Below are 26,631 nucleotides of genomic sequence, written 5' to 3'. Positions count from 1 at the left end.
GACAATGAGTACAACAGGGGAAGGAATAGCGTTAGGATTTTGATTCGTCCAATTAACCGAAAAAGGGGGTTAATACATGGTTCTCATCGAGAAATTAGCAGATGAACTTAAGTTGGCCGGAGACAAAACCCGGTTAACCATTCTTTCTTTTCTGAAAGAACGGGAATGCTGTGTATGTGAGCTTGCCGAGTTACTTCAAACCAGTCAACCCAATGTGAGCCAGCACATGCGAAAACTGAAGGATGGCAAGCTTGTCAAGGAATCCCGCAAAGGACAATGGATTTATTATTCTTTGGATCTGGCGGATAAACCCTATTTGATGGAGTTATTAGAGATACTTCCGTCCCAGAAAGACAAGGTCGAACAAGTTTCAGCTGAGAACATAAACCGCTGCGAATAACTTCAACAAAGGAGTGCGTTTCCCTTGGGCCAAGAATCCACAAAAAGATTATCATTTTTAGACCGATACTTAACCCTTTGGATCTTTTTAGCTATGGGGATTGGTATTTTGCTCGGAAACACGGTCCCGTCATTTGTTGACTTCCTCAATAAATTTCAGGTTGGGACAACATCGATTCCTATAGCGGTCGGGCTCATCCTCATGATGTACCCTCCGCTTGCGAAAGTCCGGTATGAGGAATTGGGCCGAGTATTTAAGAATGGCAAGATCCTGGGCTTATCTCTTCTTCAGAACTGGGTGATCGGACCAATCCTAATGTTTGGCTTGGCCATCCTATTTTTGAGGGATTACCCGGAATACATGGTAGGTTTGATTATGATCGGCTTAGCCCGCTGTATAGCTATGGTAATTGTTTGGAACGACTTGTGTAAAGGTGATACGGAATATGCCGCGGGACTTGTTGCATTCAATTCCATCTTTCAAGTATTGTTCTATTCCGTTTACACCTACATCTTCGTTACATGGATGCCTGGATGGTTTGGTCTGCAAGGGATGGTCGTCGATATTACCATGGGTGAGGTCGCCAAGAGCGTCTTTATTTACTTAGGGATTCCCTTTATTGCCGGTATGCTGACACGGTTCATTTTCACGAAATCCAAAGACAGGGTTTGGTACGAAAAGAACGTTATCCCCAAAATCAGCCCGATCACATTGATTGCTCTATTGTTCACGATTATCGTAATGTTCTCCTTGAAAGCGGATATGATCGTGGATCTGCCTCTGGACGTGGTTCGGATTGCCATTCCTCTTCTGATTTACTTTGTGGTCATGTTTGTGATTTCGTTCATCATGGGCAAACGTGCCGGTGCAAATTACCCGGTTACATCAACTCTGGCATTCACGGCGGCCAGCAATAACTTTGAGCTTGCGATAGCTGTCGCTGTTGGTGTCTTTGGTATCCATTCGGGGGCCGCTTTTGCAGCTGTAATCGGTCCTTTGGTTGAAGTGCCCGTCATGATCGCACTCGTAAATGTCGCCTTCTGGTTCCAACGCAAGTACTTCGGAAGTGAAAATAGCGTTACGCGAACCATATAACAATCGACTAATTCAAAAGGAGCTATTAAAAATGGACAAAAAACTCGTTTACTTCCTTTGCACAGGCAATTCCTGCAGAAGCCAAATCGCGGACGGATTCCTCAAAACGCTCGGCAGTGACAAATATGAGGTAAAGAGTGCTGGGCTTGAAGCTCATGGGTTGAACCCTCGTGCTGTCAAAGTAATGAATGAAGCCGGTGTTGATATCAGCAGCCATACCTCAGATGTAATCGATCCGGAAATTTTGAACAAAGCGGACTATGTCATTACCTTATGTGGTCATGCAGACGAGCATTGCCCTGTCATTTCGAACAAAAACGTTGTGAAATGGCATTGGGGTTTTGACGACCCGGCTAAAGCAACCGGTACAGAAGAAGAAATCATGGCTAAGTTCCGGGAAGTACGTGATTCGATCAAGTCCCGCATTGAAATCTTCGTTCGCGAAGGTAAATAATAATTTGTGGTATGCAAAGAAGCCAAAGAGCGACGGCGGCTGCTGTGGCGGCAGCTCCTGTTGCTAGAGGATCATAAATATGAACTACAACTTATTGGTTTCCCACTGTTTTGGGTTTACACTTAAAATCATAAAAAACTGGCCTTTCTAACGAGTTCGTTTTGCGTCCTTTGGATAAAAGCAACGTCCTCATGATTAAACCCTACGCATTCGAGGTGTTATTAATGGAGATGGAAACATTATGGGGGGCTTTTCACGAACCATTAAAGGCGTTTATTACTCGGCGGGTTTCTAACGAACAAGAAGCTGAAGATATATTGCAGGATGTTTTCTTGAAGATATTCACCAAGATGGATAGTCTTCGAGATGAAGAAAGCTTGAAACCTTGGATTTATCAAATCACCCGACATTCGATCATTGATAATTATCGCAAGAGAAAGCCCGTAGGAGATCAGCTGCTCCATGACTTACCTGAGTTTATTGAATCCAACGAGTCTAATTTGAATATGGAACTCTCCGCCTGCTTGCGGCCAATGATTCAGCAGTTGCCGGATAAATACCGGGAAGCCATAGAATTAACCGAACTAGAAGGTCTCTCGCAAGTTGAACTTAGCCAAAAACTTGGCATTTCATTTTCAGGTGCGAAATCAAGGGTTCAAAGAGGCAGACAAAAATTGAAGGATATTATCTCAGCATGCTGTCACCTGGAGCTGGATCGGTATGGGAACGTTCTTGAAATCGAAAGCAAAGATGCCTCTCCAAAATGTAATTCGTGTGGTTGCCAATAAGGTTTTGCGTCTTTCCCCCCCCTGCTTCGTCTTAATGAATGCAAGAAAAAATCTTGAAGGACGAAGGGAGCGCTTGAAATGACCGATTCGAATAAGGTACATGTTCAGTCTTGCTGTGGAGGCACTGCACTTCCACCTATAGAAGCATGCTGTGCGGCCGACCAATCGGCAAAAGAAGCCGGTGAGGAAGGCTGCGGTTGTTCAGAAAACAAACAAGAAAATAACAGCGATGTAAAAAAAGTATCCTGCTGCTGATTGAATGATGAAAGGAAGGGCATAGTCGGCCCTTCCTTTTTCTTTGCCGATTTGTGACCAGAGCCGATTATTGGATCTATTTGACTGCTTTGATTACAGCGGAAACAATGTAATCTTGGAGATTAGCGCCAGGGACCCAATCCCGGATAAACTCCCTAGATTCTTCTTTGGGCAGGATATTAATCTGTGAAAAACCACTCTCCTGTAATGCCTTCTCCAACTCTTGAATCGAAGAAGCCCCGGATATGCAGCTGGACAAGGAATTCAGATCGTTCTTGATGTCCACCGGCAATTCCGCAGTTGTAACGATATCCGAAACGGCAATGCGTCCGCCAGGTTTCAAGGCTCTATAGGCTTCACGGAATACCTGAGGTTTGTCAGGAGAAAGATTGATGACACAATTTGAGATAATGACATCGATTGATTCGTCAGCAACCGGCAAATGTTCAATCTCCCCAAGACGGAACTCAGCATTTTTGAACCCGCCTTTTAGCGCGTTTTTGCGTGCTTGACTAACCATTTCAGGTGTCATATCTACCCCAATTACTCGTCCTGATTCTCCTACTTGACGGGCGGCAAGGAAACAGTCGAATCCCCCGCCACTTCCAAGGTCCAAAACGCTTTCCCCGGCCTTTAAATCGGCTATTGTCTGAGGGTTGCCGCAACCAAGCCCCAGATTTGCCCCTTCCGGTACTGCATTAAGTTCTTCTGTGGAGTATCCCAATTTTGAAGATACCTCTTGTGGGGCTGCACAATCTGTTGGATTTGCTCCAGAGCAACAACTACCGGAATTTGCTTGCTGTAAAACAATCTGTTTGTACCGATTTCGGACATTCTGTCTGATTTCATCATGACTGGCTTGGCTCATTGGAATCGCTCCCTGCGTTTAATATATTCTAATCAACAGCAGCTAGCCTTGTGTTTCGCTCGACCTCCCTTTGCTGTGTACCCCCTTATATAAAGAAAAGTCGATAAAAAGTTGTATTATGCAAGTATTTTATAAAAAGATTACCCCGGAGGTGCTTTACAACAAAGACTTGATTGTGCCATAGCGTTGTTCAGTAGCTTCAGGGAACGAATAACGGTCTCTTTTTCAAAATCATTCATATGGGAAAACACTTCGTTCAAGTAATCATTCATTTGTTGATCAATTGTCGCGGCAACGTATTTCCCTTCTGTTGTCAACTTGAGAATGGAGACGCGACGGTCATCCGGATGAGGCGACTTTTTGACCAAGTTCATCTGAATCAAGGACTGAGCCTGTCTGCTGAAGGTTGTAATATCTGTACCCAATGTTTCAGCGATTTGCTGCATAGAAGGCTCATGCTGGCGATCGATTTCATAAAGGATATGGCTCTGAACAAGACTGATGTCACAACCGCCAATAGTACAACAATTTTTGTTGAGAAAGCCAAATCGGCGTGTCATCGTTTGAAATAACATTCGGAGATCTTCCATGATTTCACCTCTTGAGATTAGTTATACAATAATTAATTGCATTTTACAAGTTATTTTGCGATCAGTTCTCTTTGAATCTGTTTGGGGGACGCGCCGCTATCGTTCTCCGATAGCGCAATAAGGCTGCCGATCAAGGAATGATCTGCTTCAATAACTCACCAGATTTAAAAAAACTTAAGAATCTCTTTGTTGAACTACTTATAGTTTTGTCTTCATTGAACATACTATATAAACTAAAGTCTATCTTATATAATTCTCTAACTGCGTTATTTCCCTCTTTATAACAAATATTATACTCACAACGTTTAGTATAAAATTCATGCGCGTAATTTCTTACCAATCCCCCAAACTCTGCTTTACACCTTATTCCAATTGTTATTAGATCCAGTTGGTCGGTAGGGTCCATTTTGGTATCCAATAGAATAAAGTCATCAAATGATCTATCAGAATAATAGATGGTAATCGTTGGATTATTACTTCTATTTTCATATAAATCTTCAACGATTTTCGAGACGTTTAATTCAATATTTAATACTTCCCTCAGTTTCTGGAATGCAGGTTCTTCAATATATTTATCATTATAATCATCTGGATAAAAAATAATGGAATCAAAGGGTACAATCATCCTTATTTCTAGGTCCCACGCAGTATCTAAAATCATCATTAATCACTCCATTAAACTGAATGTATCAACTCAAACTACTATTACCATTATTGGAACTACCTGCTCTTTAGCTTGGGATATTTCTTTATTCCTCTATAGTTCTCCGTTAGCGTAACGAGGAAAACTTGTTCTTGATATTAAAGTTGTACCACCCTGAAAACTAACAGCTAATACAAGCTGTCGAAAATTCAGAAAATACTCTACTAGACTAAAATCAGCTGAGTCTAAATTTATGAGCCATCAAATTAGCATTATGCAATAACCGTTGTATTTCTTCAATTACTATTTCTGGCTCATCGTGATGAATATAATGATACTGTTCTTTGCAATTTTCAATTTACTTTGTGTTGAAAGTTTTTGAAATTGGGCTTGCAATCTTTGCTCGACTAGTAATAATTCTTAATTGGGCCAATCTTCATTGTCACATTCAGGAAGTCCTCTAGTTAGTATTGTTAGGGGAGTATCGTTTTGCCTCAAGTGATCAACGATTTCCTTATAACTCTGCAACTTATCAATCTTCTCGATATTTAACATTGGATTCTCAAGATATGCTTTATTCGCCGCTAACAAATGCGGTGGGAGCACCTTTTCATACGCAAGTTCTTTGTATTCGGGTACGGCATCAATTAAGATCATACCTGATACGAGTGTTGGATATAGACTATTCAAACAAACCTGCCTGTTACTTATGCGAATGGCTGCCGTGATATTCCGCGGCAGCCTGGTTGTTGGATATGAAGAGGCTATCGTTCATCGTTTGCTGAATAATTACCACTCTTAATGACTATTCACCTACAGCTATTGCTTCTATTTCAATCAAGAAATGATCATTTACTAGATTACTCACTTCAACTGCCGAACTGGCAGGTGGATTCTTCGTATTAATATACAAATCTCGAATGTCGCGAACTACCTGTATTTGGGAGATGTCAGTTAAAAAGAAGGTCAATTTAACAACATCGTCAAAGCTTACGCTGGAAGCTTCTAGCGCCACTTTAATGTTTTCGAATACCTGCCTCGTTTGTGCAGCTAAATCTCCTAGTCCTACCACTTCTCCGTTTTGGTTTATGGCAATTTGCCCAGAAACATATATCGTTCTTCCGTTTCGTACTTCCACAACTTGTGTATAACCATTTGCTGGCGGCATTGATTGTGGATTTCTAAAAATTAATTGCTTATAATCATGCATAGAATTCACTCCTTTTTAGTAAGAAAGGATAAGCAGCTAGAGCGCTGCTAGACCATGTATATAGAATGTTACCAGAAAAACCACATTATTTTGACTATATTTTTATTTTATGTAATCATTGCAAGTTTACTGCCCGTTACTTAAGCGAAGGCTGCCGTGATGTCCGCGGCAGGCTGTTTGTCGTTAGATCTATTTTGTTACTTTCTTTGCTTCTAGCCAATAGCCAAAAAATAATATGATGGAACCTGGTAATTCCGTAAAGAAATATATGGCCTTAGGGGCTACAATTATACCATTTTATGGAAATAAGCAACGCAAAATAATACGCAAGCCTGCCCGGACCAACGGCACTCAGCGGTCTTCGCTGATGCTTGGCAGCGCTATGAGCTCCAGCACGCCGACGGACTTCCAGCCCAGGTTGACCATAGGATTCTCTTCTTTTCCACTGATGAATTCCCAGGCTTTGACGCCGGGGCCGACCCAGGGGTGTCCGTACATCGCGGTGGGGATGCACAGGGCGTTGGAGTCGGAGATCGGCTTGCCCAGCATGCCAACCAACGCTTCGTGTATGCTTTTGTTATTGATGCCTCCAGATGTAAGCAGAAGTTTCATGAATGCACTCCTTTTCTTTGTGTACCTGACTCAATGGGACCACCGATCTTAGCGGCAGCCTCATCATGGTTGTTTGTTGTGGAACTAAAGTTCCCGTTAGCGCAACGAAGTAGCCAAACCGTAGCGGCCGCATTTGCTGGATTATATCCATACAAGCTATGACTCCGTTATGAGTTCTTCTAACTTTGATGAAAAAACATCCCAGTCTGGATCAATAAACCCGCTATTAAATGACCACCCTCTAGAACGTAGCTTCTCGCCTAAAGAGATGTAGTCGGCACGTTGCTTGTCATTTAGAGTAATATCTAAAGCTAATGTTCCGTCACCAACTACGAATTTTTTCATGTAATCGTGCAATTTCCAAAGGACCGTTTGCTTATCGTTATCTCTTTCCATTCCCAAGCGCAAGATAATGGAATCCATAGTATCATTTAGCTTCTGGACAACAAGAGCTTCATTTTTCCAATTATGATCTAGTTGATCCTGTATCGTTGCTTCAAGCTGAGCTAAATCTCGATAAATGTATCCATTTAATAACTCATATCTTATTTCTTGTTCTCTGTTATCACTTTTATGATTAATAAATAAGAATAACGATACTGATAGAATTACTCCGATCCAATAGAGTATTTTCCTCATTCAATCCTCCAATCACTCAACAAGTTATTTAGTGGCCTCTTCAATCGGGTATCGGTTTGTAATACTTTGTTACCCAATGGCCATCCGAGAACTGGCTCTATTGAACATGTTAAACGGTTCATTTCCACACAACATAGCTGTGAGTGTAGTCACTTGCATATTCCCTATCAACTTAGAATTGTAATATTATAACATTTTACCACAATAGTTGCTTCCAATGCGATGGTGCGTAAAACTGCCCATTACTTCAACGAAAAAACGGGATCCTTAACTGCATGGCAGCTGAAGATCATACAAGCAGGAGCAGCATCCCCATGGCAAGATCAAGTCGCTTAAGGAGCGCTCCAACGGAGTACGACGCCGACCGCCAGAAGTCGCAAATACGAAGAAACAGCAGGACGCTGCCTTGTGGGGGCGTCCTGCTGTTTTGCATTGTGACTCTTTATGGCTCCAAGGCAAGATCCGCGATTCCCTGAGGGTCAAGAATGAGACCCACCTGGCCGTCCCCCAGGATGGTGGCCCCCGAGATGACCTGGGATTGCTCGAGCGATCCAGAGATGCTCTTCAGTACCACATCCTGGATGCCGATCAACTCGTCCACCCGCAAGGCCAAACGGCGTGTGCCTGTATGAAGGATCAGGAGAGTCAGGAGCTCCCGCTTCACAGGGCGGGGCTTGAGATGAAGCTCACCGTACAGGGAAACCACCCTCAATGCCTGCTGCCGGTACATATACGCGGTTCCGCCGCCAGAGAGCGGGTGAAGCTCCGCTTCCTTCACCTTCAGGATCTCCAAGACGGCGGACATCGGCAGGCCGAAGGGTGAACCGCCGATGCGGAATAGCAGGCCCTTGATGATGGCCAGTGTAATGGGCAGCTTAATGCCGAAGCGCGTGCCTTGTCCTTCGGCGGTCTCCAGCTGGAAGATGCCGCCCAGTTTCTCGATATGGGTGCGCACAATATCGAGGCCAACTCCCCGTCCCGATACGTCCGTGATCTCCGCTGCGGTGGAGAAGCCGGGCTTATAGATCCATTGGATGATCTCCGAGTCAGGGAGTGCCTTAGCGTCGGCCTCGGATAGGAGGCCCTTGCGGATGACCGACTCCCGGATCTTGTCGGCACGGATTCCCCTGCCATCATCCTCTACGGTTAGGAGGACATGGTGCTCCTCCTGGGAGCCGCTGATCCGGAGCCGGCCAGACCGGGGCTTGCCTGCCGCCGTCCGCTCACCCGGCTGCTCGATGCCGTGGTCGAGCGAATTCCGGACCATGTGGACGAGCGGCTCATAGATTTCCTCGATGACCGAGCGATCCACCTCCGTCTCCTCGCCGACCAGGATCAGCTCCACCTCCTTGTCTAAGGACTGGGAGAGATCGCGGATCATCCTCGGGAACCGTTGGAACAGCTGTCCCACCGGCTGCATCCGCGTCTTCATGACGGACTCCTGCAGCTCTTGGATCAAGAGGGACAAGCCTTCAGACACCTCGTGAAGCTCCCGAACCCGCGGATTCCGGCGGTCCTCATGCAGCAGGGTGCGGGTCAGCTGGGTGCTCCTGGAATGCTGGATTACCAGCTCCCCCACCAGATTCATGAGCCCTTCCAGACGCTCCAGCTCCACCCGCATGGTCTGGCCTTTCTTAGTCTTCTTCCCCGGGGCATCCAGGGCGCAGAGCCTGGCGAATGGGACGGCCTCGGCAGGGGACGCGTCGGACTGCGGAGGGGTAGACGGCTGCGGAACCGCGACGGGCTGCAACAGATGTAGGTCACCCTCCTGCAAGGAGTGGAGCTCGACCTGTTCTACGTCCGGGAAGGATTTCAATAGCGAGCAGAGCTCCTCCTCCGCTTCGGGAGTATAGACCAGATAGGCCATATGCTCCGGGTCCACCGCCGGGTCAAGCGAATCGAGCTCGGGATAGGTGGAGGCGACAGTGCGGCTCTCCGCCAGGTGGGACCGGATCATATAATAACGGGCGGTGCGAAGCAGTGTTTTCGGCTGGAGCGTAATCCGGCAGCCGAAGGCCCGCACGGAATCGTCCGCACCGGGCAATGGCATCCGGGCTCCCTCCCAGAGTCCGCGGAGCCAAGTGTCAGGGGCGGCTTTTCCGTCAGCTGGAACCGCCGTCCTGTAGTCCTCATGGGTGACGGACTCCAGCATCCGCTTGATGGAGGAGATGTCGACCGCAGCCAGGTCCCCGCCGCCCTGGATGATCTCTTTCAAATGCTGAAGGTAATCCAGGCAGTGCATCAGGGTATTGATGATGAAGCCGTCAATGGAGAGATGGCCGTTGCGCAGCAGGTCCAGCACGTTCTCCATCTCGTGGGTCAGGTCCTTGACGGGACCGAAGCCCATGGCGGCCGAGGAGCCCTTCAGCGTATGGGCGACACGGAAGATCTTCTGGACCACCTCCGGATTGCCCTCCTCCTTCTCCAGAAGCAGCACCTGCTCCTCCAGCACCTGGAGATTCTCCTCCATCTCCGTTAAATACACGGGCAGCATTTCGGCGTAATAAGCTTCCACAACCCTCCTCCCCTCTTACGAACCGTTCCTGAGTATACGTGCTGCCTGAAGAATATGGACCAGCTTCCCTCCGGACATGCCGATGGCCTCTATTTGTACGGAGCCATCCTGTCCCGATACGCCCGGGGGGGGCTGGAGTTCGTCGAAGGAGGTGACCCGGTTGACCCGGTCCTCCAGCAGTCCGAACAGGTCGCCGTCTTGCAGCACGATGATGCGGGTAGCACGGTCATGCTTCTTGACGTCCATCCGGAGCTTGGATCGGAGGCTGATGACGGGAATGATCCGTCCCCGCAGATTGATGACTCCGATCACATCGTTACGCTTGTTGGGGTATACCGTGATGCTCTCGACCCGGATGATCTCATGGATGCACCCGATGGGCAGGGCGTAGGGAGTCTCCCCGATCTCAAACTCGATGTATTGTTCCTCTTCTTGCTCCAGTTCCTCCAGCCGGGATCCGTTAAAGAACGTCATATCCGTTCCTCCTGTCTGCCGTCCACCAGGCCTTAGAGCCGTTGGGACAATTTGCTGATTGCTTCGATCATGCCCTTCATCTCGTTGATGGATGCGGAGGTTTCTTCCGCTGCCGCGGCCGTCTCCTGGGTGACAGCTGCAATATTGTGCATGGCCTGCTGGACGCTGGAAGACTGGCCGGCTTGCTCTTCGCAGGCGGCGGCGATCTCCCCAACCCGGGCCGCGGCACCCTGCAGCATGGATTGAATCTCTGCGAACGCACGTCCCGCGTTCTGTGTGAGGGTATTCCCTTCGATGGCGGCTGATACGGCCAGGTTCGTATTGCCCTGCATCCCTTGGATGAGCTGGGCGATCTCCTTGGTCGCGGCACTGCTGCGTTCCGCCAGCTTGCGCACCTCATCGGCTACAACGGCGAAGCCCTTTCCGGCGCTGCCAGCGCGTGCTGCTTCAATGGCGGCGTTCAGGGCCAGAAGGTTGGTTTGGTCGGCGATCTCGTCGATGACATCGATGATGTCCCCGATTTTGTCGGACTGGCGGGACAGGTCTTCCATCTTGCGGTTGATCTCCTGCATACCTTGAAGGGTTTGCCGGATGACCTCGTTGCCCTGGCTAGCGGTCACGGCCGCCTGGTCTGAGACAACGCTTGCCTGCTCGGCATTGCGTGCTACGTCCTGGATCGCCAGGTTCATCTCGAGCACCATTTCATTAGCGGTCTCGGCCGACATGGCTTGGGATTGGCTTCCGCCGGCAATTTGTTCGGAGCTCTGCGAAATCTCGTTGGCGCTGCCTGTCACCTGGGTGATGGAGGCGGAGAGCTCGCGGAGGGTGCGACTGATGGAACGGTAGATCGCCCAGCTCACGAAGACGCCGACGAGGATGGCCAGGACGGAAGAGATGATGAGGACCCGCATGGTATTCTGCTGTTTGGCCTTCAGTTCTTCTTGGGCTTGATCCACAAGAGCGGTTTCGAATTGAGACAGCTTTTCGGCATTCTCTATGGCGCCCAAAAGGTAAGGCCGTCCTTGGATGGCAGATTGCTTAGCCTGCTCAATCTCACCCTTTTTCATGTGGGCAGTGATGGTCTCGGTGTAGGTCTCGTAGGTCTTCGCGGCTGCCATAAGCTCTTTGGCCAAGGACTTGGCTTCTGCGGAAACCAGCAGCTTATCGAGTTGGTTCGAGCTCTTGGCCACCTCCTTCTTGGCGATGAGGTAGGGCTGGACCATGGCTTCTTCATTGAACAGGATGTATCCGCGCATGGAGGCGCTGTACTGGAGGATGTTGTACCGCAGATTCTCCGTCTCGAATTTGGCTACGACTACGCGTTGAATCAGGTCGTCATACTGCTGCTTGGTTTGGTTCAAGTTCATGTAACTGAAGCCGGTGACGATAAGTAGCAGGATAAGAATCATCGTGAAGCCGACAACCATCTGTTTGCGGAGCGTAAGATTGCGGATTCGATCCATGAAGTGTACCCCCAGTGATATGATGGTGTGCAGTTGGTTCTGTTCACAATTTCGACAAAAATCGACATAATCCTTCTTTTAAATAGAATAATTATAAATCGCTCTTCATATCACTGGATTGACGCCTGGAATGACGAATGCTTTTATCGTTGGAAGAGTGGATTGTTCGGGGAGAAGGGTAAGCCTTCACCTTTGCCGATACACAACGGTTTATTCTTTATCCTGGAGGAATATGGGGATTACGCTGGCGCCAAGAAATTCGTGATGCCTAATTGATCCGGGTAGTCTGGAGTTAATCTCAACTCAAACTAGTTAAAATAACAACAATGAAATGACCCGGCCTATGATATGGCTGGGTCATTTATTGTTAACATTTTTGAACTAACTTTTCCGATAGCTTAATGATACTGGTATTCAAGACAGACCGAATGTATCAAGTCATCTAAGGAACCAATCCTCTGTTCAACTGAATCTACATGATAAAAAGTACATGTATTTCCGATTTCGTTCAGTTCATTAGTCGAAGAGTATAAATAAATTCTCTTTCCTGCTCCCAGAGCTATTCCTAACTCGACATGACTCCCTTTGCCTGCTGGAAGCATGACAATTACAATATCTGCAGCTAAAACCCCTGAAACTTCCTCTTGGCCTATTTTACGAAGTTTAATGATGGAGTCTATATTCGAATGTGTTGTCCAGTCGTACGTATGTTGAAAACCACGTGCTTTCAAACTCTCAGCGACTTGACGCACGTTTTCTATGTTTTTGAGACTGGAAGCTATATAAAACTTCATTTCGTTCCCCCATTTCTCTTCAATACATAACGTCATATATTAACATATATTGGAAGTATCCTACCAACTTATGACTCTAAGTTCCGGCCATTTACTTGTCCATTTTGCAACCTTATTGTAGTAAATCTCCTCTGAGATTAAATGCTTATTTGCTCTGAGAGTAAGTGTAAATAAGTCATCCAAACCGAATGGGGCATAGACTTGCCAATTTCCGCTTGTATTGCGTACTCCTAGTGCGGTAGCAGAGGTCGGCCATGTGTCGATCGCTTGTTCAAGACTTAAATAGGGGCTGGTTTTAATACCGAACTTATTCTCATACCACAAGTGCACCCTTGCTTGATTTTTTACGTCTACTTTTATCTGGATATTGCCAAAGCAGTTTATAACCCTTTCTGTAACAGCCTTTTCAGCCTCATAACTCAAATTTTGATCATCAAAATATACAATATCGATATCATCAATTCCATAAGTCAAAGGACGATTCGTGAGGTAATTCCATACTGTCTGTGTTATGCAACCAGCACCCACATAATATTGATTAAGACCTAGTAGGCTTGCATTGCTAAAAACTTTACAGAGAAAATCACTTTCTTGAATCACTTCAACAAGTCTGCTTTCCATTATCTGTTTATCCTCCCCATCACACCGCAATTAAAATAGAATTAATCACAGCTATTTGAAGACATCTGCCCGTTACTTAAGCGAAGGCTGCCGGTTGGATCCGCGGCAGCCAGGGTGTTGGAATTAACAGGCCGTTCGGGCTATTGCTGCCCGTAATCTCGATTTTCATCATAATCCGACCAGCTACTACTGTTTCCTTTCGAGATACCATCCGCGTTCCATATCCTATCCACAATTGAGCCTATTTCAAGGAACACAGGATCGCTCTTTTTATCCTTAAGATAACCAAAATGTAGATCAATATGGAGATCGATACCTTCCCAGATCTGCAACAGGTTTTCATTAGCGAACCGCATAGCTATTGGCTCCGCCAGCAATGAACAACCCATTTCTCCTTGAACCAATTTCCCTATCAGGGATTCGTCATCGACATACATGATTTTTTGCGGAACCATATCCTGTTTCAGGAAGTAATCGATGGATTGTTTATAGAAGGGGCAACCCTGTGTTGTCCAAATCCACGGCTTCTCAGCAAAATACTTCAGGGACAGCCTCTTCTTCGGTGGTACATCCCAACTGTTGGGATAGACCACAACCATCTTGAAGGTATGGAGTTTGATGGAGTATACGGACGGATCTGCAACATTCCCATAATAAAAACCCGCGCTTATTTTCTCGCTCGTCAAACCTTGGGTGAAATCTTCACTTTTAATATCGATAAAATGCAATTCTACCTGCGGCAGGCATTCCGAAATAAACCTGATCAATTTCTCTATTTGAAGAAGCTGCTCGTTTGTATTTATACCGATCCGAATGGTGTCTGTATGTGCCTTCAAATCGCTCGCTTTAAGATAGAAATCATCTAGGGAGGTTAGTATTTTCTGAGCTTCCAACAACATCTTCGAACCTTTTTCTGTAATAATCATTCCTTTGGAAGTTCGATAAAAGAGAGGAAACCCAACTTCTTTCTCCAAGGCTTTGATGTGTGCGCTTGCAGCCGGCTGACTTGTGTTAAGATACGCTGCCGCTTCGGTCAAATTACCAGTTCGAGCAATTTCTATAAAGGTTTTCAATTGATACAGCTCCAATTATCTTAAACCTCCTCAAATGCATTTGCATGAAGCCTTCCGTTTTCCCAATGGGTCCGATCTGAACTTGAAATTGGACGGTTTTAAGCATGGTGAGCTATAGTAATCCCAGAATAATTATATAAGGAGTAACCATCATGTCTCTTTTCATTGCCATGTGTTTTTTTTCATTATCCATGTCGATCTCTCCAGGCCCAGTGAACATAACCATTCTTTCTTCTGGAGTCAATTATGGTTTTAAGCAGTCATTACCCTTCGTATCCGGTTCGACAATCGGGTTTACATTCTTGTTGACTACTGTTGGTTTAGGGATATCCAATCTCGTAGCGCAAGCCCCTATATTCTATGAATTGCTTAGATATATAGGGGCGGGATATATGAGTTATATTGGCTACAAGATTATGGTATCACATACAGAAATCGAGTTAAAAGAGGAACAACTGCCACGTTTTCGTCACGGTTTTCTTATGCAGTGGCTTAATCCCAAAGCTTGGATTGCATGTTTTTCCGGTGTGTCTGCCTTTGTATCGAATAGTTCCTATTCGCTGCTTCTTGTCTTTGTGTGCATTTATTTTCTCATTTGTTATTTTTCACTTGCCTCTTGGGCCCTTTTAGGATCGAAATTACAGTTTCTTATGAAAGTGAAGAACGGCATTAAGGTTTTTAACTTGATGATGGGCGGATCGTTGATTATTGTGGCAATTTTTCTTTTATTTTCGAATTATTGGGATTAAAAAGATCCGCTTGTGTTCTTACCCTGAATTCTCGAAGGTCTTGTCTCCCCATAACTTGACTCATTTGGCAATATGTAATTTTCTGCACTTCTATATCACTATCCTGCCCGTCAGCTTAGTGACGCTCACCTTTCTATTCTCAGACAAACATGTGGGCTTGCCCGCCGCGCGGGATTTTCGTAATCGCCTAGCTGGTTATTGCTCGGATTCCTCGCCCGTAAGCGCCCATACGAACGGCGGCGTGATGCCTCCCATGGCCTTCAGCATGGCCGGCGGGCCACCCTTCTTGTCCTCGTGAGGCTGCGGACGCGAACCCTTCAGCGTCTCCGCAACCGCATCGAACAGCTCCTCCGTGTCCTCGTCCGTTGCAGAGGCAGCGTCGTAGCCGGTCAGCTTGTCCTTCAAACCGGACAAAGCCTCCGCCAGCGGATCCTGCTCGTCCTCATCCGACTCCTCCAACGCTTCCAGCATGGATTGGAGGGTCGTGAGAACCGACTTCTCCTCCTCGGTGCTTATGGAGTCCTCCTCGTCCTCCTCCTCTTCCATGCCGTTCATCGGAGGCGGTCCTCCGGCTCCCCGCATGGGAGGCGGGCCCATCGGCCTCTGCGGCCGGGCATTATCCATGGAGGAGGTGACCTTATCGAACAGATCGGTGATCTCCTCCTCCGAGGAGGCGCTCAGGTCTACACCGGACAGCGTTTCCTTCATCGCAGTCAGGGCGGAGAATAGCGGATCCTGTACGTCCTCCGCTGATCCATCGCTAACGGCGGAATCCGTCCCCAGCTGGCTGAGCTGGGACTGCAGCTCCGTCAGGAAGGACTTCTTCTCGTCCACCGTAAGGTCCCCGCCTGTCTCTTCCGAAGCGGAAGCGGATGATGCTGCCGCCCCAACTCCTGCTGCGTTCTGCGCCGCCAGATAGGCCATGGCCTCCGGACTGATCTCAATGGAGTCCCCCGTATGGCGGTGTCTGCCGCCCGACTTTTCCGCTTCCGCTTGACCGGTGCCTTGGTTCGAGTCCTCTGTTTTACCGGCGCCTTGGCTTTGACTTAATGCATACCATGAATTCCCGCTGTGACGGGTATGGATGGATATCGACAATCTCATCGTCTCCCTTATTTCCCGCAGCCGCGTAACATAGCCCACACCCCTATAACGGCACCAAAGCTGTGTACAGGCTGAACGCCCGCTTAAGATTGGCTGAATTTTCCTTGCCGATGATAATAGCAGATTGGAAGAACCTCAATCGAACGGGGGAGCTTCCGACAGCATACAAAAAGACACCCTGCACAGGTGTCTTCTTCCATCGTCTTCATCCAGCGCAGACGCCGTTACAGACGCCCGCCATCCAGCCCGCTGCGGATCTCGATCAGCATCCTGACCAGCTCCTCCGGCTCCAGCAGCCGCTTGCCCTTATCCGCTTCGTGACGAATCTCCCGCATGAGCTCCATGCTGAGCTCCCGCTCCGGCCGGTAACCCTGCTCCCGCAGGATGTGAGCCACCGTCTTCCAGCCGGAGTGCTTGCCGACGACATACCGGTGCTCCGCTCCCACCTCCACCGGATCGAAGCTCTGGTAGGTCTCCCGGTTCTTCAGCATGCCATCCACATGAATGCCGGATTCGTGGGTGAAGACCATGGTGCCGACGATGGGCTTCGCAGGCGGAAGGGGCCGGCCCGCCGCCCGGCTGACTGTCTCGGCCAGCTCCTTGAACCGGATCGTATCCAGTGCGGTGCGCCCTCCGTACAGGTGGTGCCAAGCCATCGCCACCTCCTCCATGGCGGCATTGCCCGCGCGCTCTCCGATGCCGGTGACGGTGGTGCTGGCCCAGAGGGCTCCCGCCTCCATGGCGGCCAGCGTATTGGCGGTGGCCATGCCGAAATCGTTGTGGCAGTGGACCTCCAGCTCCACATCCTCCGGACACTCGCCCAGCAGGGAGCGCATCCGCTCCCGCATGGTAACCGGCTGGAGCATCGATACCGTATCCGCGTAGCGGAAGCGGCGGATTCCATCGCTGTGGAGCATGAGCACCAGCTCCATCAGGAACGGGGTATAAGCCCGTGAAGCATCCTCGAACCCGACGGAGATCCCTAGGTCGAATCGTTGGGCATAGGCGACGGCCCGGCGGATCATCCCGACGATCTCCTGGCGCCCCATATGCAGCTTGGCCTTCATCTGCAGATCTGAGGTGGGGATCGTCAGATGCACCCACTCGGCGCCCGTCTCCCGCGAGGCGTCGATATCCTCCTTCAGCGCCCGGTTCCAGGTGGAGACCCGGATCGGCAGCCCCATCTCCACGATGGAGCGGATCACCTCCCGCTCCTCCGCTCCCATGGCGGGGATGCCGATCTCCGCCTGCTCCACCCCTGCCAGCGAGAGCTGCCGCACGATCTCCCGCTTCTCCTCCGGAGTGAAGACCACCCCCGCCGCTTGTTCTCCATCCCGCAGAGTCGTATCACAGAATTTGATCGGTTTCATAGAGGATCTTCCTTTCTCCGGCATATTCATCCATTCCAAGCCTTCTTCCTTGCTTTCTGTTTCCACCGCGCTTCCCTCGCCGCTTCCATCCACTTATCCCTATGCTCTACTCTCTATAAGCCCCAGACCTTAGCCTGCGCCGCAGGTCGACTTGCATGCCGCACAGGCGGAGGTGCTAAGGCACCCGGCCGCCCATGACCCGATGGAACTGCTCTGGGCCGGCGCCTCTTGCGCATCCACATCCCGGAGAGCCCGCTCCAGCGCCCATCGCACCGCACTCCCGCATTCCTCCGGCGTGGACTCCTCCGTCACCCGCCCTTCCAGCTCCACCGCCTCCAGATAGAAGCGGAACCGGAGCATCAGGGGAATCCGTTTGCCCTCCAGACGCTTCGGTTCGTAAGCCACCCCGTAATGCTCCAGGAATTGCTCGGCGCTAGCCAAGCCCGACGGCAGCTTGATATAATCCGCCATGATTTCTCCTCCTCTCTTCACAAGCCGGACACAGCGGGATATCCCGCAGCGACACGCTGATCGACGACAGGCTGAGCGTATCCAGCCGCACCATGCGGCCGGCCGTCACTGGTCCGATGCCGGTGATCCACTTCACCGCTTCCAGAGCCGCCATGCAGCCGGCCAGCCCCGAGGTGGCGCCTAGTACCGGGAAGCCCAACGGCTCCCAGCCCGCATCCCGGTCCGGGTATAAGCACTCGAGGCAGGGGGTCTCTCCGGGCAGCGTCACCGTCAGCGATACCTCGAAGCCATACATGGCCGCCTCGATCATCGGCTTGCCGACCTCACGGCACAGCCGGTTGAGCGCATACCGCTCGGGAAAATCATACCGGGCGTCGATGACGATATCCGCCGCCTCCACCCAAGCTCCGGATCGCTCCAGGGTGATCCGTTCCGGATAAGCCTCCACCTTAAGCTCCGGGGCGATCTTCTTCAGGCTCTCCACCGCGCAGGGGATCCGCTCCTCTCCGATCCGTTCCGCATCCATCAGAATCTGGCGGTTCAGGTCCGGCGGAGCGATGATCCCTTCATGGGCCAGAATCAGCTTGCCGACCCCCGCCGCCGCCAGATAGAGGGCCGCCGTTCCGCCGAGCCCGCCGATGCCCGCCACCATCACCGTGGCGTTCTTCAGCTTCTCCTGTCCTTCCGCCCCCAGCAGCTTCAGCTGCCGGGCATACCGGCCCCAATCCTCCGCCATGCCGATCCCCCCACATTATACTTCCGCCCTCGCCATGTCCGGGTAACGCTCCAGCCATTCTATAGACCCGGTTATGAGCCGGCTGGCTTCACGCTCCACATCCTCCATGGCGGAAAATCCGAATTGCCCCTGCCGCCAAGCCTGGGCCGCCAACACCAGCCGGCCGCTGTAAACAACGGCCCGGCCGAAGCCCTCCGCATCCATCTCCACGATGCTGCAGGTAGGCACTCCCGTCCGCATGTCGATGGCCATGGCGACGGCCTTGAAGAACACCTCCGCCTGCCGGCGGATGGAAGCGGAGTCGGTGCCGCACAAGGTGCTGCCGCCCCGAACCGATTCCTTGTCCAGGAGAAAATGCTTCTTCAGCTTCTCCTCCTTGGTCTTGCGTCCCAGCAGCCCGTAGCGGTCGTGGGCATCCAATATGCTCAGCACGCACCTCTCGAAGGGCAGCGGATTGTGCCTGCGAAAGGGCATAATCTTATCCGCAGCTCCGGTTCCCACCGCGTTCCCGGCGGCCGCCACAGCATCTCCCGTATCCCCGATCATCCTGCATCCGCCTCCTCCGGCTTCCGCATGGCTTTGGCCAGCCACAAGGGAGGCTTGTGCTTCAGCATCTCCTGAAGCCGGGCCAGCTGGCCGAGAATCTCCGTGCCCTCCTCCACCTTAAGCGGCATGACGCCGGCACGGGTCACCTTGGCCGCCGCCGTCGGTCCGATCTGACAGAGAAAAACCAGCGTGCAGTCCTTGACGGCCTCCACCCGCTTCTCAATCTTATCGGATTCGATCTGATCCGCCTTGTCGGCGATGCTGCGAGCCGTGAGCCAGCGATATCCTTCCGCGTCCAGCTCGAAGACCGAAAAACAGCCGCACCGTCCGAAATGGGCGTCCACATGCTTCCCGTCCTCTGTTGCAAATGCTACCTTCATGCAAATTTCCTCCTCTCGCCGGCCAACAGGATGTTGCCCATGCCATTGATCCATTCCGTGGTGCCTCTATAGCCGATTCCGACCGCAAGCGAAGAGCCGAAGCGGTCGAACACCGGAAAACCGCACGGGTAGAACGGCACTCCCAGCCGTTCCGCCCCCTGCTCGCCATGGGAGCTGCCGATCCAGACGTCGGCCCCGTTCTTCTCCGACAGCTCCTCGAGATCGCCCCAATCGCCGATCCACACCTGCTCCTCCATCCGGTCGAACACCGGGGACGGAGCGGAGGAAACCAGCGCCGCAGGCAACGCGCCCATCTCACGCAGCCAGCCGGCTACGCTGTACAGGTGGTCCGGCTCCAGCGCCACCGCCGCTTTTTTGCCGCCGAAGACGAAGTGGGCATCCAGCATGCTGTCCAGGAGAAACTCCCGCTGCCAGCGGTACCTGACCGGTACCTCCTGCCGGCTCCGAGCCGCCAGATACGCGAAGAGCTGATCCGATGCCTGGAGACCCAAGAGGGAGGGGAACACCTTATAGGGAATACCCGCCTGCTGCTCCAGCAGCTTCGCGGCCGGCACCATGCTCTCCCCGACCGCGAGAGTGGATTCGGCTGTCAGCACATGCCGCGCGTAATCCAAGGGCAATCCCCCCCGCGTAAGCGGCGTATGCCCCGTAAGCAGATGTCCGGATAGAGAGGTGGACAAATCCGGGAGGACGATGACCTCGAACCCGAAGGAGGAGACGATCTCCTTCAGCTCCATCACGTCGCCGGGGGTCAGGTGGGAGCCTGCCAGCAGATTGATCCGGTTCTTGCTCTTCTTGCGGGTCCGCTCGTCCCGCCCCAGCTCCAGAATGCCTTGAATCACCGCTTCGGTCGTCTTGGCGTACCCCGACTCCAGCGATCCCCGGAAATCCGGAAGGGACACTCCCACCAAGAGCGTGTCCTTCAAGGCCTTCTCCTTCCGGTAAGCCCGGAGCTCTCCCTCGATGTCCTCCCCGGACACTTCGGTCAGGGCGGTGCTCAGGACTCCGATGAAGGAGGGCTTGTGCTTTTCGAGGATCGTGTCGAGCCCTTCGCGCAGGCACTGCCCGCCTCCGAAGATGACGTTGAACTCGTGCAGGGCCGTGGTCTGGGAAGCGATCGGCTCCCGGAAGTGGCGCGTCATCAGCGCCTTGATAAAAGCCGAACAGCCCTGCGCTCCGTGAAGGAGCGGCATGGCCCGGTAGAATCCCTGCAGCGCGAGAACGCCGCCTAACGGCTGTCCCGTCTTCATAGGGTTGATCGATACGGCTTTGGCTTCAGCCTTCCATCCCATACGCTTCCCCTCCTTGCCATGGCGCCGGCTTCTGGACCAGTCTCCACACCGGACTCTCGAGGGCCGCGGCCAAATCCCTTGCCAGCCTCTTCATCCCCTCGTATCCGGCGTAGGCCGTATGGCGTTCCTGGTTAATATCGAGAAACGGAATCTGCTCCTTCAGGGAGGTGTACATGTTCCGCCCGCCTGCGATGATGATGTCGGCCTTGCGATCCCGGACCACCTTCAGAATCTTGGCGGCTCCGCCTTCGGAGATGAGCTCTGCCTCCATGCCCACCCGCTCCTTGATGCGGGAGATGTCCTCATCGGTGCTCTTGTTCGTGCCTACGCCGACCACCTTGATCCCCAGCTCCTGGAGCGCGCTGATGACGGACCAGCTCTTCACTCCGCCGGTATAGAGCACCGCCCGCTTGCCCCGCAGCACCTTCTTGTAGGGGGCCAGCTCCCGGTGAAGCTGCTCCTCCTCCTTGCGGATCAGCTGCTGTACCCGGTCCTCCAGCTCCCGGTCCTGCAGATAGTAGGCGATCTGGCGCAGAGAGAATCCGGTCTCGCGGGCACCGTAGAACGATCCCTCCACATAGGGGATTCCGTAACGTTCCTTCATCTTGCGCCCAAGCGTGATCAGAGCCCGGCTGCACACCACCAGATTCAGCTTGGCCCGGTGGGCATGCCGGATAGTCTCGAACCGCCCGTCCCCCGTAATGCGGGACAGCACGCGGATGCCGACTCTTAAGAGAAGCTCCTCGATGTCCCACTGCTCTCCGGCGATATTGTATTCGCCGATCAGATTGATGTCGCGGGACGTCAGGGTCGAGGGGTCCGGCTCCGCCGTACCGATGACATGGGTGAACAGAGCGTCCCCTGCCAGCCGGTTGCCCCGATTCTTGCTGCCGGCGAAGCCCGGGCTGTGAACCGGAATAACGGGAATGCCCCAGTACCGGGACGCCTCTGCGCAGACGCTGTCCAGATCCTCGCCGGTCAGAGCGGTGACGCAGGTGGAGTAGACGAAGACGGCCGGCGGGTTCAGCCGTTCCATCACCCGGGCGATGGCAGCCCTGAGCTTGCTCTCCCCGCCCATGATGATATCCTGCTCTGTCAGATCCGTATTCAGCCCGTAACGGGACAAGGAAGGCCCGGAGGAGAGACTCCCCCGGCCTTCCCAGCTATTCCCGACGCAGCCTGCGGGACCATGCACCAGATGGGCTGCGTCCGCGATGGGCAGGAGGGTGATTTGGGCGCCGTCAAAAGCGCAGCCTCCGGCTGAATCGCCCGGCTTCGGCTTCGGACATCCTTTTTTGTCCGGCGTGCTGTGATCACAATCCGGTTCAGGGCTCCATTTCTTCATTGCGCTTGCCACGGCCATCCCCTCCTAAACAAAATTCCCGCCAAAGTGACCTCTGATCTCTAATGCCGATTCCAATCCCTTTGGCGGTGCCCTCCATTGCATGGTCGAGTGTCTTATCTTACAAAGTCGAAGCTGTGCGGCTCGGTGGTGTCGTCCAGCTGCTGCAGCAGCGTGTTGACCACCTGGGTCAGCACCTGAAGCGCTCCCTTGTAGCCGATGATCGGGAAGCGGTGCAGATGGTGCCGGTCGAAGATCGGGAAGCCGATCCGGACCAGCGGGATGCCTGCGGCCTTGCAGTTCTGCTTCAGATGGGTGCTGCCGATGGCGAAATCCACCGGATCCGTGAAGAGCAGGGACCGCAGGTGCCACAGGTCATGGTTGATGTAGACCTTGGCGTCGAGACCGTGCGGGGAGGCCTTCAGGAGGGAATAGGCTTCCTCCTCGAACTCCTTGTCGCCGTTGGAGCAGATGATATGCACCGGCTCCAGGCCAACCTCCAGGCAGAAGGAGATCAAGCCGAGGAGAAGGTCCGGATCGCCGACCAGGGCGACGCGCTTATTGTGCAGGTACGGATGGGAATCCGTATAGGCGTCCACCACCTTGGCTCTCTCGGTGATCAGCTCCTGAGGCACCGGCAGGCCGGTCACGCGGCTGATCTCCTTCAGCAGCTTGTCAGTGGCGGTAATGCCGACCGGCGAGTAGACGGCCGTCGTCTCCTGCTTCCACTTGTCCTTGATGTAGCTTAAGGTCTTCTTGGTGGAATACTTCTGCAGGGCGATGGTGGCGTCCGCTCCGGGAGCAGCCGCTACGTCGGCCATCTTGGTTCCGCCGTAATAATATTGGTAGTTGCCGTCCGCCGGCGAATTCAGGTTCTCGCTGTAGTCGCTGAGCACGGTATGCTCCACCCCGAAGAGGTCCAGAATCCGCTTGATCTCATCGAAGTTGGCGGTATAGGTGTCGAAGCCGTTGATGACGTTGATTTTATTGTTCTTCGGTGCTTCGGTAGGCACGGCGCCATTACGCTCGGACAGGTAGGACAGAATGCCCTTCATGGCGGCGTCGTAGCCGGTCAGGTGGGAGCCGACGAAGCTCGGGGTGTTGCAATACGGAACCGGGAAATCCTCCGGAATGGCCCCTTGCTTGCGGGCATTGTCGATGAAGGCGTTCAGGTCGTCACCGATAACCTCCGCCATGCACGTGGTGCTGACGGCGATCATCTCCGGCTTGTAGAGCGCCAGAGCGTTCTGCAGGCCCTCGATCAGGTTGTTCATCCCGCCGAATACGGCGCCGTCCTCGGTCATTGAGGAGGAGACAGCCGGCACAGGCTCCTTGAAGTGGCGGGCCAGATGGCTGCGGAAGTAAGCGATGCAGCCTTGGGAGCCGTGTGAGAAGGGCAGCGTCTTCTCGAAGCCGAGCTGGGCCAGCACGGCGCCGAGGGGCTGGCAGGCCCGGGCCGGGTTGATAACCAGGTCCTTCCGGGCGAAGTTCTTCTCCTTGTACTCCTCGGTCTTCATATATTCTTCTTGTTCCTGGGCCACGTCGCGGGAACAAGCATTTTCGAACAGTCTCTTGCGCTCCACCATATCCAGGTAAGGCTGGGTTTCAAACAAGGTATTGTGGTCTTTGATATCGATCTTGGGCGTGTTGGCCATTGGGTGTTCCCCCCTCATAATGTGTTGGCGTTCCGTCATCCTTAGAAAGGAGCCTTGATGAGATTCCAGGTCGGGCTGTTGATGGCCATATCCATGTCGCGAGCGAACACTTTGAAGCCATCGTAGCCGTGGTATGGACCGCTGTAATCCCAGGAGTGCATCTGACGGAAGGGGATCCCCATTTTGGTGTACACGTACTTCTCCTTGATGCCGGCGCCGACAAGATCCGTACCCAGCTTCTCGGCCAGATGCTCCAGCTCGTAAGAGGTCGGGTCGTCATAGATGATCGTGCCTTCCTTCACTTCCTTCACCATGCGCTGATAGTCATCCTTGTGGCCGAACTCATAGCCGGTGCTGATGACCTCCATGCCCAGATCCTCGTAGGCTCCGATGGTGTGTCCGGCACGCAGGCCGCCGACCATCAGCATGACCTTCTTGCCCGCAAGCTTCGGGCGGTACTTGGCGATAACCTCGTCCGCTTCCGCCTGGTATTGGGCGATGACGCGCTCGGCGTTGGCCTGGATGGTCTCGTCGAAACGGGCGGCGATGGCGCGCAGGCTCTCGGCGATCTTGGTGGGGCCGAAGAAGTTGTATTCCATCCACGGAATGCCGTAGCGCTCTTCCATGGTGGTACAGATGTAGTTCATGGAGCGGTAGCAGTGCAGAATATTCAGCTTCGCCTTATGCGAGATGGACAGCTCGTTCATCGTGCCGTCCCCCGCCCATTGGCCGATGACACGGAGGCCGATCTCCTCCAGAATCTTGCGGGAGGCCCAGGTATCGCCGCCGATATTGTACTCGCCGATCATGTTGATGTCGTACGGAGTGGTATCTTCAAATTCGCCCTTGCCCAGCAGGTGGTCGCGGACCGCATCGTTGGCGATATGGTGGCCCAAGGATTGGCTGACACCGCGGAAGCCTTCGCAGCGTACGGGTATAACCGGCAGCTCCAGCTCCTTGGTCATCTTCTTGCCGACGGCTTCGATATCGTCCCCGATCAGACCGACCGGACACTCGGACTGGACCGAGATGCCCTTGGCCAACGGGAACACTTCCTTGATCTCCCGGCAGATGTTCTCCAGCTTCTTGTCACCGCCGAAGACGATGTCCTTCTCCACGAAATCGCTCGTCACCTGTAGCACGCCGAATGCATCCACACCCTGGGTGCCCGTGGCATAGTTCCGGCGGGTGCCCCAGCTGTACTGGCCGCAGCCGACAGGACCATGGCTGATGTGGACCGCATCCTTGATCGGGCCCCATACGACGCCCTTGGAGCCGGCGAAGGAGCATCCGCGTGCGGTCATCACGCCGGGACGGGTCTTGATGTTGGATTTGACGGAGCATTTGCCGGTTTCGATGACCGCCTCGTCCGCCACCTCATAATGCTTGGCGCGTTCTTTCCTGGTTTTGTCCGGATAAACCTCCAGCATCTCGTCGATGATTTTCTTCGTTGCTTCCATATTCAGCTTTTCAATGCTTGCGCTCATTCGTACGCCTCCTCTCTAATCTGGGGGAATCCGGAAAGAGAGCCGCATCCGTTCCCGGCTGCAGCTCCTACCGGCTCCGGTGCAGGGTTTACTTGGCTGCCGCTTCTTTGGCCTCCAGCTTCTTCAGGGCGGTTTCGTCGTCCTCGATGACGCCGTATTCCATCAGAAGGTCTTCCAGCTCATCCATTTCGATCGGAGTCGGGATGGTCATCATATCGTTGTAGAGAATGTTCTCCGCCAGCTTCTTGTACTCGGCGGCTTGGGCGTGGTCCGGATTGTATTGGGTCACGGTCATCTTGCGGAGCTCGGCGTGCTGCACCACGTTGTTGCGCGGTACGAAGTGGATCATCTGGGTGTTCAGACGGCGGGCCAGCTCCATGATGAGCTCATCCTCGCGGTCGGTGTTCCGGCTGTTACAGATCAGGCCGCCCAGCCGGACGCCGCCGCTGCTTGCATATTTCAGAATACCCCGGGCGATATTGTTGGCGGCGTACATAGCCATCATCTCGCCGGAACACACGATGTAGATTTCTTGGGCTTTGTTCTCCCGGATCGGCATCGCGAAGCCGCCGCATACGACGTCGCCGAGTACGTCATACGATACGAAGTCCAAGCCTTCGTAAGCGCCTTGCTCCTCCAGGAAGTTGATGGAGGTGATAATACCGCGTCCTGCGCAGCCTACGCCCGGTTCCGGACCGCCGGATTCCACACATTGGATGCCGCCGAAGCCGGTAGCCACCACGTCCTCCAGCTCCAGATCCTCTACCGTTCCGCGCTCTGCCGCCAAGTGCAGAACCGTTTGTTGTGCCTTGGTGTTCAAGACGAGACGGGTGGAATCCGCCTTCGGGTCACAGCCTACGATCATAATCTTCTGGCCGAAAGAGGTGGCCAATTGCGCCAGCGTGTTCTGCGAAGTGGTCGATTTGCCGATTCCGCCCTTACCGTAAAATGCGATTTGTCTCAGTTTCCCCATGAGATTCATCC

The 26,631-nt window shown here is 52.5% G+C and carries 27 protein-coding genes and 2 pseudogenes; 6 read left to right on the top strand and 23 right to left on the bottom strand.

What is annotated here, in order from left to right:
* Nucleotides 1-76 precede the first annotated feature (76 nt).
* From ACSEXW_RS12775 to sigZ, 4 genes are all read left to right on the top strand, one after another.
* Nucleotides 77-400 carry an ArsR/SmtB family transcription factor gene (locus ACSEXW_RS12775; RefSeq protein WP_438446537.1) on the top strand — a complete coding sequence of 108 codons (324 nt, stop codon included), beginning with the start codon at nt 77-79 and terminating at the stop codon, nt 398-400.
* Between the two features lie 24 nt (nt 401-424).
* On the top strand, nt 425-1,495 hold the full coding sequence (gene arsB, locus ACSEXW_RS12770; protein ID WP_438446536.1) for an ACR3 family arsenite efflux transporter: 1,071 nt from the start codon (nt 425-427) through the stop codon (nt 1,493-1,495).
* Between the two features lie 31 nt (nt 1,496-1,526).
* Nucleotides 1,527-1,949 (top strand): arsenate reductase (thioredoxin), encoded by a 423-nt coding sequence (arsC, locus tag ACSEXW_RS12765; RefSeq protein ID WP_438446535.1) that lies wholly within the window; start codon nt 1,527-1,529, stop codon nt 1,947-1,949.
* A gap of 224 nt (nt 1,950-2,173) precedes the next feature.
* On the top strand, nt 2,174-2,737 hold the full coding sequence (gene sigZ / locus ACSEXW_RS12760) for an RNA polymerase sigma factor SigZ (RefSeq protein WP_438446534.1): 564 nt from the start codon (nt 2,174-2,176) through the stop codon (nt 2,735-2,737).
* Between the two features lie 331 nt (nt 2,738-3,068).
* Here the strand turns inward: sigZ and ACSEXW_RS12755 are convergent, their stop codons facing one another.
* From ACSEXW_RS12755 to ACSEXW_RS12730, 6 genes and pseudogenes are all read right to left on the bottom strand, one after another.
* A complete protein-coding gene (locus tag ACSEXW_RS12755; protein ID WP_438446533.1) occupies nt 3,069-3,860 on the bottom strand; it encodes an arsenite methyltransferase in 792 nt (263 codons plus the stop codon).
* Between the two features lie 140 nt (nt 3,861-4,000).
* The gene (locus ACSEXW_RS12750) at nt 4,001-4,450 is read right to left on the bottom strand and encodes a MarR family winged helix-turn-helix transcriptional regulator (protein WP_438446532.1); all 450 of its coding nucleotides are present in this window, start codon (nt 4,448-4,450) and stop codon (nt 4,001-4,003) included.
* Nucleotides 4,451-4,580: 130 nt separating this feature from the next.
* A complete protein-coding gene (locus tag ACSEXW_RS12745; protein ID WP_438446531.1) occupies nt 4,581-5,114 on the bottom strand; it encodes a hypothetical protein in 534 nt (177 codons plus the stop codon).
* A 784-nt stretch (nt 5,115-5,898) separates the two neighbouring features.
* Nucleotides 5,899-6,303 carry a RidA family protein gene (locus ACSEXW_RS12740; protein WP_438446530.1) on the bottom strand — a complete coding sequence of 135 codons (405 nt, stop codon included), beginning with the start codon at nt 6,301-6,303 and terminating at the stop codon, nt 5,899-5,901.
* 354 nt (nt 6,304-6,657) lie between these two features.
* Nucleotides 6,658-6,915: pseudogene (locus tag ACSEXW_RS12735) on the bottom strand (Type 1 glutamine amidotransferase-like domain-containing protein); the annotation flags it as partial.
* Nucleotides 6,916-7,071: 156 nt separating this feature from the next.
* Nucleotides 7,072-7,554: a hypothetical protein gene (locus ACSEXW_RS12730; RefSeq protein WP_438446529.1), complete on the bottom strand. Its 483-nt coding sequence runs from the start codon at nt 7,552-7,554 to the stop codon at nt 7,072-7,074.
* Nucleotides 7,555-7,843: 289 nt separating this feature from the next.
* On the opposite strand from ACSEXW_RS12730, the pseudogene ACSEXW_RS28580 reads away from it, so the two are divergent.
* Nucleotides 7,844-7,900: pseudogene (locus tag ACSEXW_RS28580) on the top strand (DUF6254 family protein); the annotation flags it as partial.
* A gap of 96 nt (nt 7,901-7,996) precedes the next feature.
* Here ACSEXW_RS28580 and ACSEXW_RS12725 read toward each other — a convergent pair.
* The 6 genes from ACSEXW_RS12725 to ACSEXW_RS12700 all read right to left on the bottom strand — a co-directional run bounded on the left by ACSEXW_RS12725 (nt 7,997) and on the right by ACSEXW_RS12700 (nt 14,509).
* A complete protein-coding gene (locus ACSEXW_RS12725; protein ID WP_438446528.1) occupies nt 7,997-10,069 on the bottom strand; it encodes a chemotaxis protein CheW in 2,073 nt (690 codons plus the stop codon).
* A 15-nt stretch (nt 10,070-10,084) separates the two neighbouring features.
* Nucleotides 10,085-10,543, bottom strand: coding sequence for a chemotaxis protein CheW (locus ACSEXW_RS12720; RefSeq protein WP_438446527.1), 459 nt, complete (start codon nt 10,541-10,543; stop codon nt 10,085-10,087).
* Between the two features lie 32 nt (nt 10,544-10,575).
* The gene (locus ACSEXW_RS12715) at nt 10,576-12,006 is read right to left on the bottom strand and encodes a HAMP domain-containing methyl-accepting chemotaxis protein (protein WP_438446526.1); all 1,431 of its coding nucleotides are present in this window, start codon (nt 12,004-12,006) and stop codon (nt 10,576-10,578) included.
* 398 nt (nt 12,007-12,404) lie between these two features.
* Nucleotides 12,405-12,800, bottom strand: coding sequence for a nucleoside 2-deoxyribosyltransferase (locus tag ACSEXW_RS12710; RefSeq protein WP_438446525.1), 396 nt, complete (start codon nt 12,798-12,800; stop codon nt 12,405-12,407).
* Nucleotides 12,801-12,860: 60 nt separating this feature from the next.
* A complete protein-coding gene (locus ACSEXW_RS12705) occupies nt 12,861-13,421 on the bottom strand; it encodes a nucleotidyltransferase family protein (RefSeq protein ID WP_438446524.1) in 561 nt (186 codons plus the stop codon).
* Nucleotides 13,422-13,561: 140 nt separating this feature from the next.
* Nucleotides 13,562-14,509, bottom strand: a complete 948-nt coding sequence (locus ACSEXW_RS12700; protein ID WP_438446523.1) for a LysR family transcriptional regulator — start codon at nt 14,507-14,509, stop codon at nt 13,562-13,564.
* Nucleotides 14,510-14,646: 137 nt separating this feature from the next.
* On the opposite strand from ACSEXW_RS12700, the gene ACSEXW_RS12695 reads away from it, so the two are divergent.
* Entirely contained in the window at nt 14,647-15,243 is a 597-nt protein-coding gene (locus tag ACSEXW_RS12695) for a LysE family translocator (protein ID WP_438446522.1), read from the top strand.
* A 195-nt stretch (nt 15,244-15,438) separates the two neighbouring features.
* Here the strand turns inward: ACSEXW_RS12695 and ACSEXW_RS12690 are convergent, their stop codons facing one another.
* From ACSEXW_RS12690 to nifH, 11 genes are all read right to left on the bottom strand, one after another.
* The gene (locus tag ACSEXW_RS12690; protein ID WP_438446521.1) at nt 15,439-16,341 is read right to left on the bottom strand and encodes a hypothetical protein; all 903 of its coding nucleotides are present in this window, start codon (nt 16,339-16,341) and stop codon (nt 15,439-15,441) included.
* A 230-nt stretch (nt 16,342-16,571) separates the two neighbouring features.
* Nucleotides 16,572-17,717 (bottom strand): homocitrate synthase, encoded by a 1,146-nt coding sequence (nifV, locus tag ACSEXW_RS12685; protein ID WP_438446520.1) that lies wholly within the window; start codon nt 17,715-17,717, stop codon nt 16,572-16,574.
* A 129-nt stretch (nt 17,718-17,846) separates the two neighbouring features.
* Nucleotides 17,847-18,188 (bottom strand): nitrogenase-stabilizing/protective protein NifW, encoded by a 342-nt coding sequence (locus ACSEXW_RS12680; protein WP_438446519.1) that lies wholly within the window; start codon nt 18,186-18,188, stop codon nt 17,847-17,849.
* Nucleotides 18,151-18,924 (bottom strand): HesA/MoeB/ThiF family protein, encoded by a 774-nt coding sequence (locus tag ACSEXW_RS12675; protein WP_438446518.1) that lies wholly within the window; start codon nt 18,922-18,924, stop codon nt 18,151-18,153. The genes ACSEXW_RS12680 and ACSEXW_RS12675 overlap by 38 nt, the downstream gene beginning before the upstream one ends.
* 15 nt (nt 18,925-18,939) lie before the next feature.
* Nucleotides 18,940-19,470 carry a DUF269 domain-containing protein gene (locus tag ACSEXW_RS12670; protein WP_438446517.1) on the bottom strand — a complete coding sequence of 177 codons (531 nt, stop codon included), beginning with the start codon at nt 19,468-19,470 and terminating at the stop codon, nt 18,940-18,942.
* Nucleotides 19,467-19,850 carry a nitrogen fixation protein NifX gene (nifX, locus tag ACSEXW_RS12665; protein ID WP_438446516.1) on the bottom strand — a complete coding sequence of 128 codons (384 nt, stop codon included), beginning with the start codon at nt 19,848-19,850 and terminating at the stop codon, nt 19,467-19,469. The genes ACSEXW_RS12670 and nifX overlap by 4 nt, the downstream gene beginning before the upstream one ends.
* Nucleotides 19,847-21,163: a nitrogenase iron-molybdenum cofactor biosynthesis protein NifN gene (gene nifN / locus ACSEXW_RS12660; RefSeq protein ID WP_438446515.1), complete on the bottom strand. Its 1,317-nt coding sequence runs from the start codon at nt 21,161-21,163 to the stop codon at nt 19,847-19,849. Before nifN ends, nifX begins: the two co-directional genes overlap by 4 nt.
* A complete protein-coding gene (gene nifE, locus ACSEXW_RS12655) occupies nt 21,147-22,520 on the bottom strand; it encodes a nitrogenase iron-molybdenum cofactor biosynthesis protein NifE (RefSeq protein WP_438446514.1) in 1,374 nt (457 codons plus the stop codon). The genes nifN and nifE overlap by 17 nt, the downstream gene beginning before the upstream one ends.
* A gap of 101 nt (nt 22,521-22,621) precedes the next feature.
* Nucleotides 22,622-24,160 (bottom strand): nitrogenase molybdenum-iron protein subunit beta, encoded by a 1,539-nt coding sequence (gene nifK, locus ACSEXW_RS12650; RefSeq protein WP_438446513.1) that lies wholly within the window; start codon nt 24,158-24,160, stop codon nt 22,622-22,624.
* Nucleotides 24,161-24,201: 41 nt separating this feature from the next.
* Nucleotides 24,202-25,647 carry a nitrogenase molybdenum-iron protein alpha chain gene (nifD, locus tag ACSEXW_RS12645; protein ID WP_438446512.1) on the bottom strand — a complete coding sequence of 482 codons (1,446 nt, stop codon included), beginning with the start codon at nt 25,645-25,647 and terminating at the stop codon, nt 24,202-24,204.
* Nucleotides 25,648-25,735: 88 nt separating this feature from the next.
* A complete protein-coding gene (gene nifH / locus ACSEXW_RS12640; RefSeq protein WP_438446511.1) occupies nt 25,736-26,620 on the bottom strand; it encodes a nitrogenase iron protein in 885 nt (294 codons plus the stop codon).
* Between the last annotated feature and the right edge of the window lie 11 nt (nt 26,621-26,631).

The sequence above is a fragment of the Oryzibacillus soli genome (genome assembly GCF_051594765.1).
In the GTDB taxonomy this organism is placed as follows: domain Bacteria; phylum Bacillota; class Bacilli; order Paenibacillales; family NBRC-103111; genus Paenibacillus_AR.
Note: the sequence above shows the minus strand (reverse complement) of the source record. Positions and strands in the feature narration are given on the sequence as shown.

Bases quoted from the DNA above. Each gene is read 5' to 3' on its own strand.
- ACSEXW_RS12775 (WP_438446537.1), top strand. From the start codon at position 77: ATGGTTCTCATCGAGAAATTAGCAGATGAACTTAAGTTGGCCGGAGAC.
- arsC (WP_438446535.1), top strand. From the start codon at position 1,527: ATGGACAAAAAACTCGTTTACTTCCTTTGCACAGGCAATTCCTGCAGA.
- sigZ (WP_438446534.1), top strand. From the start codon at position 2,174: ATGGAGATGGAAACATTATGGGGGGCTTTTCACGAACCATTAAAGGCG.
- ACSEXW_RS12755 (WP_438446533.1), bottom strand. From the start codon at position 3,860: ATGAGCCAAGCCAGTCATGATGAAATCAGACAGAATGTCCGAAATCGG.
- ACSEXW_RS12750 (WP_438446532.1), bottom strand. From the start codon at position 4,450: ATGGAAGATCTCCGAATGTTATTTCAAACGATGACACGCCGATTTGGC.
- ACSEXW_RS12745 (WP_438446531.1), bottom strand. From the start codon at position 5,114: ATGATGATTTTAGATACTGCGTGGGACCTAGAAATAAGGATGATTGTA.
- ACSEXW_RS12740 (WP_438446530.1), bottom strand. From the start codon at position 6,303: ATGCATGATTATAAGCAATTAATTTTTAGAAATCCACAATCAATGCCG.
- ACSEXW_RS12730 (WP_438446529.1), bottom strand. From the start codon at position 7,554: ATGAGGAAAATACTCTATTGGATCGGAGTAATTCTATCAGTATCGTTA.
- ACSEXW_RS12720 (WP_438446527.1), bottom strand. From the start codon at position 10,543: ATGACGTTCTTTAACGGATCCCGGCTGGAGGAACTGGAGCAAGAAGAG.
- ACSEXW_RS12715 (WP_438446526.1), bottom strand. From the start codon at position 12,006: ATGGATCGAATCCGCAATCTTACGCTCCGCAAACAGATGGTTGTCGGC.
- ACSEXW_RS12710 (WP_438446525.1), bottom strand. From the start codon at position 12,800: ATGAAGTTTTATATAGCTTCCAGTCTCAAAAACATAGAAAACGTGCGT.
- ACSEXW_RS12705 (WP_438446524.1), bottom strand. From the start codon at position 13,421: ATGGAAAGCAGACTTGTTGAAGTGATTCAAGAAAGTGATTTTCTCTGT.
- ACSEXW_RS12695 (WP_438446522.1), top strand. From the start codon at position 14,647: ATGTCTCTTTTCATTGCCATGTGTTTTTTTTCATTATCCATGTCGATC.
- nifV (WP_438446520.1), bottom strand. From the start codon at position 17,717: ATGAAACCGATCAAATTCTGTGATACGACTCTGCGGGATGGAGAACAA.
- ACSEXW_RS12680 (WP_438446519.1), bottom strand. From the start codon at position 18,188: ATGGCGGATTATATCAAGCTGCCGTCGGGCTTGGCTAGCGCCGAGCAA.
- ACSEXW_RS12675 (WP_438446518.1), bottom strand. From the start codon at position 18,924: ATGGCGGAGGATTGGGGCCGGTATGCCCGGCAGCTGAAGCTGCTGGGG.
- ACSEXW_RS12670 (WP_438446517.1), bottom strand. From the start codon at position 19,470: ATGATCGGGGATACGGGAGATGCTGTGGCGGCCGCCGGGAACGCGGTG.
- nifX (WP_438446516.1), bottom strand. From the start codon at position 19,850: ATGAAGGTAGCATTTGCAACAGAGGACGGGAAGCATGTGGACGCCCAT.
- nifN (WP_438446515.1), bottom strand. From the start codon at position 21,163: ATGGGATGGAAGGCTGAAGCCAAAGCCGTATCGATCAACCCTATGAAG.
- nifK (WP_438446513.1), bottom strand. From the start codon at position 24,160: ATGGCCAACACGCCCAAGATCGATATCAAAGACCACAATACCTTGTTT.
- nifD (WP_438446512.1), bottom strand. From the start codon at position 25,647: ATGAGCGCAAGCATTGAAAAGCTGAATATGGAAGCAACGAAGAAAATC.
- nifH (WP_438446511.1), bottom strand. From the start codon at position 26,620: ATGGGGAAACTGAGACAAATCGCATTTTACGGTAAGGGCGGAATCGGC.